Annotated in this window: 5 protein-coding genes; 3 read left to right on the top strand and 2 right to left on the bottom strand. The window is 41.5% G+C overall.

Annotated elements, in window-relative coordinates; all coding sequences use genetic code 11:
* The first annotated feature begins 459 nt into the window (after positions 1-459).
* A complete protein-coding gene (locus ABLA33_RS03515; protein WP_347719259.1) occupies positions 460-831 on the top strand; it encodes a hypothetical protein in 372 nt (123 codons plus the stop codon).
* A gap of 141 nt (positions 832-972) precedes the next feature.
* Here the strand turns inward: ABLA33_RS03515 and ABLA33_RS03510 are convergent, their stop codons facing one another.
* Both ABLA33_RS03510 and ABLA33_RS03505 read right to left on the bottom strand, forming a co-directional pair.
* Complete coding sequence (locus ABLA33_RS03510; protein ID WP_311490326.1) at positions 973-1908, bottom strand: ribose-phosphate pyrophosphokinase; 936 nt, start codon at positions 1906-1908, stop codon at positions 973-975.
* Between the two features lie 140 nt (positions 1909-2048).
* Entirely contained in the window at positions 2049-2645 is a 597-nt protein-coding gene (locus ABLA33_RS03505) for a thiamine phosphate synthase (RefSeq protein ID WP_311490325.1), read from the bottom strand.
* Between the two features lie 1177 nt (positions 2646-3822).
* On the opposite strand from ABLA33_RS03505, the gene lysS reads away from it, so the two are divergent.
* Together lysS and ABLA33_RS03495 are read left to right on the top strand one after the other, a co-directional pair.
* On the top strand, positions 3823-5559 hold the full coding sequence (lysS, locus tag ABLA33_RS03500) for a lysine--tRNA ligase (RefSeq protein ID WP_347719258.1): 1737 nt from the start codon (positions 3823-3825) through the stop codon (positions 5557-5559).
* A gap of 131 nt (positions 5560-5690) precedes the next feature.
* Positions 5691-6683, top strand: a complete 993-nt coding sequence (locus ABLA33_RS03495; RefSeq protein WP_311490331.1) for an NAD(P)H-dependent glycerol-3-phosphate dehydrogenase — start codon at positions 5691-5693, stop codon at positions 6681-6683.
* The last annotated feature ends 66 nt before the right edge of the window (positions 6684-6749 follow it).

Here is a 6749-nt window from a genome sequence, read left to right as displayed (position 1 = left end):
AACTCGACGGCGCGCCAGAACTGTGCCATCTCGTTGCCCGTGCCCGAGAGCGTGTAAGCTTTTAGGAACACTACCTAAATCTCGGAGTTTTTCCATTTACTCATCCTTTATGAAATATCAAAAAGAAAAAGAAAACAGCCTTTTAAGGAAAAAAGAAACTTCCTCTCATCTATAATCGACATTTTACTTAAAAAAACAAAAATAAAGTTGCACTTAAGTTTATTCGTACTTATATTTGCAATATTATAACATCCGCATATTCTAGAATGCGAAATTAAAGCAAAATCCGAAAAGCTTATAGAGTAGGAAACAATTCAACCTAAAAAACTTATGAAACATTATTTCATTCCCTTTACACTGCTGATACTCGTTCTGATTAGTGGAATAGGGTGCAGCCAAAATGATGAGAGAGACAGTTTTAAAGACTCTACTAAAGAAGTCCTCACAAAACGAATTTCTTTGGCATTAGACCAAATCATCCAAAATGAGAGCGAAGAGTATAATGATGGAGGCTATATTGCATACGATGCAGGATTAGATAGCATCGTTATTTGTGACGAATTTGCGTATAATATGGGCAACATCGTATACGACCATCTACAGAAATCTACAGAAGTCAAGAGCTACGCCATAGGCACTCAGCATAAAATATCCAAGCCTATTTGGATTTACATTGGACAATGCAAAACTAAATGGGGTGCTTATAAACTAGCTAATACTCTCATGTATAAAATACCCAATAATGCTGATTTTGAGATTCATGTAGAACATCAAAAAGATGGATCTTGGAAAGTATGGTATAGGATTCTTCCCACATCAAAGCCGAAATAATAGCATTTTTCCTGATCGGCTAAAAAGAACAAGCCGATAATAATTCATTAAGAACGGACTGCCTCATCTTCTCCTTAATAAAGGAAAAAGAGGCAGTCCGTTTTTAGTGATAAACTTATCAATAAGAAAGTAGCTCAGTTATTAGATAAGATACTGAGAAGAAATACTTTCGTTGTTTTCTACGCGACGAATAGTTTCAGCAAAAACTTCGCTCACGCTGAGCTGCTTCACTTTGGAACAAGTTCCGCGGTATGGAATACTATCCGTAAAGATGATTTCCTGCAATGGAGAATTAGCCACACGCTCATCAGCAGGACCAGACATAATACAGTGGCTTGCCATGGCACGGACAGAATGTGCTCCATTGTCGATCATCAGTTGAGCTGCTTTTGTGATAGTACCTGCTGTATCAACAATATCGTCAATTAGAATGACATCCATATCGCGCACATCACCAATAATCTGCATATCCGCTACCACATTAGCTTTCTTACGCGTTTTGTGGCAAAGAACGAGAGGCACATCAAGGAATTTAGCGTAAGCACTGGCACGCTTCGAACCACCAACATCAGGACTGGCCATGCAAAGGTTCTTCAAGTTCAAACTCTTAATGTAGGGCATGAACACCGTAGACGCATAGAGATGATCAACAGGAACATCGAAGAATCCCTGTTCTTGATCGGCATGGAGGTCCATTGTAAGCAAGCGGTCTATACCCGCTGCGCTGAGCATATCAGCTACAAGTTTTGCACCGATAGACACACGCGGCTTATCCTTGCGATCTTGTCGCGCCCAACCAAAGTAAGGGATCACTGCATTGATACTCTTAGCACTCGCGCGCTTTGCAGCATCAATCATCAGGAGCAGCTCCATCAGGTTGTCAGCACTGGGAAATGTGGACTGCACTAAGAAGACATCGCGGCCACGAATGGATTCCTCGAAGCTTACTACAAATTCGCCATCGGCGAAATACGTGATGACCAAATTGCCAAGCGGGCAGTTAAGGTCCTTACAGATTTTCTCGGCCAAATAGCGAGTCTTGGTGCCAGAGAATACCATGAATGAATCAGAGCTCATATTAGAAAGATATTTAACGAGTTACAAAGGGGCTACGGACAACTGCCTCAAAGGCCAGAACACAAAAGGAGTAGCATCGTTCTTTTTAAGTTGACTACCATAGTTCACGCCTTGTATATTTTTAGTCTTGTCCATAATTATCATTTCAGCAATTTACGAAAATGTAGGATTAACTCCTGATAGTCTTGCTGAGAGTAGATATTAAACCTGTTCCAAATGTCGCCATAAACCACAGCACCACCAAAGCCCAAACTGCGCAAGCGAGGCAGATCGTCCAGCGTGATGCCCCCCGAAACATAGACCTTCTTAAGTTCTTTTTCCGACATCTGATGTGCAGCATCCTCCCAGAGTTCCCATGAAGTTTCGCGGGACTCAGGAACATTAAAATCCGTGGATTGTAGAAAGACATAGTCCATCTTCCTACGGCGCGCTTCGATTTCTTCTACCGTATAGCAGGAACAACTAATCGTTCCTTTGAAGCCATCCGGCAACTCTAGATTACGATCATTTAAGTGTACACCACGCAGTCCATATTCATTCTTCAAATAAAAATGGTCGTGAGTAACAATGCGTCGATGATAAGATTCGGGGATAAGTGATAAAAGGCGTTCAGAAAAAACCGGCTCAGTATCCGGTTTACGAAGATGAAGCAACTCAAGCCCCTCATCGAAGAGTGCCGTTAGTATTTGGCTTTCCTCGACAAAGAAAAATGGCGTTGTCATCAATACGATTTTCATCGATTCGTAGAAGTTGTTGCTTTCTTCAAGTGCAAAGTTAAGACTATTTTTGCAGAATACAAAATAAGCTAAAGCTTGTAAAAGCTCACGAATGAAGGCAAATGAAGTACATGGACACTTTTTTCATTCCCTCTCTCTCTTTCTGAACGGTAAAATAGATTTGTAAAAAAATATCCTCTGGTATTCCTTCCTTCAGCCGTGACAACTGACAATCACAGTCTAGGTTTCAAAACAAGAATTTTCTTTACAACATGCTTCTCCAATCTAGAAGCAAAAATTATTGAGAAAAACTTAAAAAGGTTTGAAAGCAACGAAAAACGAATCTATCAGCTAAAAATGTCACTCCATAAATCGGTAAAAACATAAGGGAAGCTATGATTTTTCATAGAATGAACGACAAAAATGCTTCAAAGAGTCAGTTTTTTCCTTATTCTATCAGTTTATACAATAAAGATGTCAGCCAACAGCCTTATTATTTTTGAAAATTGCAGTATTGTTTTTTCAACTCCTAGTATAGAAAATAAAATTCCTAGTAATCTTTTTCAAAATCCCCCTATTGGCGTAACAGCTCCTCCTTGCGTTATTTCCTCCCGAAGAATTTAAATTTGATTTTCAAGCTATTCTCAGTACAATAGAATACGAAAAATATTGACAAATATAGCGTTTTTATTTTGATAATGACGCAATATACCAAAACATCTTTAAGCTTAGGAAAGGGATGGTGAAGACAGACAGGATTAGCAACCCCAGGCTAAATATCAGCCAAAATCTTTTAGTTTGAGCCGTACACTGACGAACTTCCCGCAACCACAGCCTCTCATTCCTAAATATATCCACGTTTATCCGGCTCCATAAGTGTTTCTCTAATAGGAGTAAAATCATTCGTATAAAGGATTAAGTTGAATATTAACATCAAAAACGCCTTCAATCAAATATCCCATATTGTAGCTAAAACTAGAAACAGCTCCTTCAAGACCACTATTGGGTTACACCTATCAAATCTTAGATTTTAATCTACATGAAGCAAAGTTATTTAAAAGCTTATTTTTTTGTAAAAGTCTCTTTAATAAATAATTCAAAAGGCGTGTCTTTGTACTTGTTTTTGTGCTATTCTTGGAATTATGGCTTTCTCTTTGTAATTTTGCACATACAATAATATAAAGAAACAAAAAATCACATGAACGTATTTGAACTAAGCGAACAGGAATTGGGTCGTCGTGAGGCCCTAAAGGAACTTCGACAAATGGGAATCGACCCCTATCCCGCAGCTGAATTCCCCGTTGATGCTTACAGTACAGACATCCGCAGCGAGTTCGACGAAAACGCTGAAACTCCTCGCCGTGTCTGCATCGCTGGCCGCTTAATGAGCCGCCGCGTGATGGGAAAAGCCAGCTTTGCTGAACTCCTTGATTCTAAAGGACGTATACAAGTATATATCACCCGTGACGACATTTGCCCTGGTGAAGATAAAGACATCTACAACAAATTCTTCAAAAAGTTGCTTGATTTGGGCGACTTTATCGGCGTTCGTGGCTTTGTATTCCGTACGCAGACTGGCGAAATCAGTGTACACGCTGAAGAAATCACACTACTCTCCAAGAGTCTTCGCCCCCTTCCTATCGTGAAGGAGAAAGATGGTGAAGTTTATGATGGTTTTTCCGATCCAGAAATGCGCTATCGTCAACGCTACGTTGATCTCATTGTTAATCCCAATGTGAAAGATACATTCTACAAGCGTTCTATCGTGCTGCGCACTCTCCGCAACGTGTTGGACAGTGCGGGCTACACAGAGGTAGAAACTCCTACACTACAGAATATTCCAGGTGGCGCAAGTGCACGTCCATTTATCACGCATTTCAATGCACTCGATCAGGATATGTATATGCGTATCGCTACCGAATTGTACTTGAAACGTCTCATCGTGGGCGGCTTTGAAGGCGTTTACGAAATAGGAAAGAACTTCCGCAATGAGGGCATGGATAAGAACCATAACCCTGAGTTCACTTGCATGGAGCTCTATGTGCAGTATAAAGATTACAACTGGATGATGTCGTTCACGGAGAAGATGCTCGAAACTATTTGCATTGCCGTGAATGGCAAGAGCGAATGCGTTATCGACGGTAAGACTATCAGCTTCAAAGCTCCGTATCGCCGCCTGCCTATCCTTGAAGCTATCAAGGAAAAGACGGGTTACGACTTGGAGGGCAAGACAGAGGATGAAATCCGCGAGATCTGCCACAAGTTGAACATGGAGATTGATGAGACAATGGGCAAGGGCAAACTGATTGACGAACTCTTTGGCGAATTCTGTGAAGGTACCTACATCCAACCCACTTTCATCACGGACTATCCAGTAGAAATGTCACCGCTCACTAAAATACATCGCTCTAAGCCAGGTCTTACAGAACGCTTCGAGCTGATGGTTAATGGTAAGGAATTGGCCAATGCTTATTCGGAGCTAAATGATCCTATAGACCAAGAAGAACGTTTCCGCGACCAAATGTCTCTGGCAGATAAGGGTGACGATGAAGCTATGGTTATAGACGCCGACTTCCTCCGCGCACTCCAATATGGTATGCCTCCCACTTCTGGTATCGGTATTGGTATTGACCGTCTTGTCATGCTTATGACAGGGAATCCGTTCATTCAGGAAGTTATCCTCTTCCCACAGATGAAGCCAGAAGCCAAAGCTCCTCGCGACAACGCTGAAGCTTACACGCGTATTGGTATTCCCGAGGATTTGGTTCCAGCTCTCCAAAAAATTGGCTACAATCTCGTTAGCGACCTCAAAGAGGTGAACCCGCAGAAAATCCTGCAACAGCTCAGCGAATTGCAGAAGAAATACCGAAACATTGTCGAGATACAAAAGCCCTCACTAGAAGAAATCACTAAATGGGTTTCTGCCGACAAATAAACGGTCACTAAGAAAATCTCTCCGTCTTTCTCATAAAGCAAAGAGACTTTATCTACGCTCTAAAAACATGAGAGAGAAGCAATAGCTCTATGAAGAAGACGGAGAATTTCTCCCATATCTTCAAAAATAAAATGGAAACAGGAAAGATAGCAATAATGGGTAGTGGCAGTTGGGCCACCGCTATTGCCAAAATGGTACTGGAGAAAGTCCCCAGCATCACGTGGTATATGCGCAGAACGGACGCCATCGAAAGCTTTAAACGTCTCGAGCACAATCCCTCCTATCTCACCGGTGTCCACTTCGATACTCATCGCATCCACTTTACGGCCGATATCAACGAAGCTGTACGCGATAATGACACCTTAATTTTTGTCACCCCTTCTCCTTACCTAAAGAGCCATCTCCGCAAGCTCAAAGAGAAACTCTATGATAAATATATCGTTACGGCTATCAAAGGTATTGTTCCAGATGAGGACTACGTGGTCAGCGAATATTTTCGACAGGCTTACAATATTCCAGATGATCATTTAGCCGTTATTGGAGGTCCTTCTCATGCAGAAGAAGTAGCACTCGACCGCCTCACCTATCTCACAATAGGTAGCGTGAGCCAAGAATATGCTCAAGCCTTTGCCTCTATGCTCGCTTCTTCGTATGTCAAAACTAAGACTTCAGATGACATCATAGGCATAGAATATGCCAGTGTATTGAAAAATGTCTATGCCATAGCAGCGGGTATCTGCAATGGATTGAAATATGGAGACAACTTTCAGTCGGTTCTTATGGCAAATGCTGTACAAGAAACCGACCGTTTTCTGCGTGCTGTTTATCCTATTCCACGCAATGTTTACGACAGTGTATATATTGGTGACCTCCTTGTGACGGGATATTCCAACTTTTCGCGTAACCGCGTCTTCGGCACGATGATTGGTAAAGGCTACAGTGTAAAGTCGGCACAAATCGAAATGGAGATGATCGCTGAAGGCTACTACGGCACAGCGTGCATGAAGCAACTCAACAAGCACTTCCATGTGAATATGCCTATCCTTGATGCTGTCTACAATATCCTCTATGAACGAATCTCTCCTGCCATCGAAATAAAACTTCTTACAGATTCATTTCGATAAATGGCCATTCATTACGTTTTTAACCATCGGCTCTAAAATGCAATAGGAGAATAAAAAAAGGCTCAC

The organism is uncultured Alloprevotella sp. (assembly GCF_963536905.1).
GTDB lineage: Bacteria > Bacteroidota > Bacteroidia > Bacteroidales > Bacteroidaceae > Alloprevotella.
Note: the sequence above shows the minus strand (reverse complement) of the source record. Positions and strands in the feature narration are given on the sequence as shown.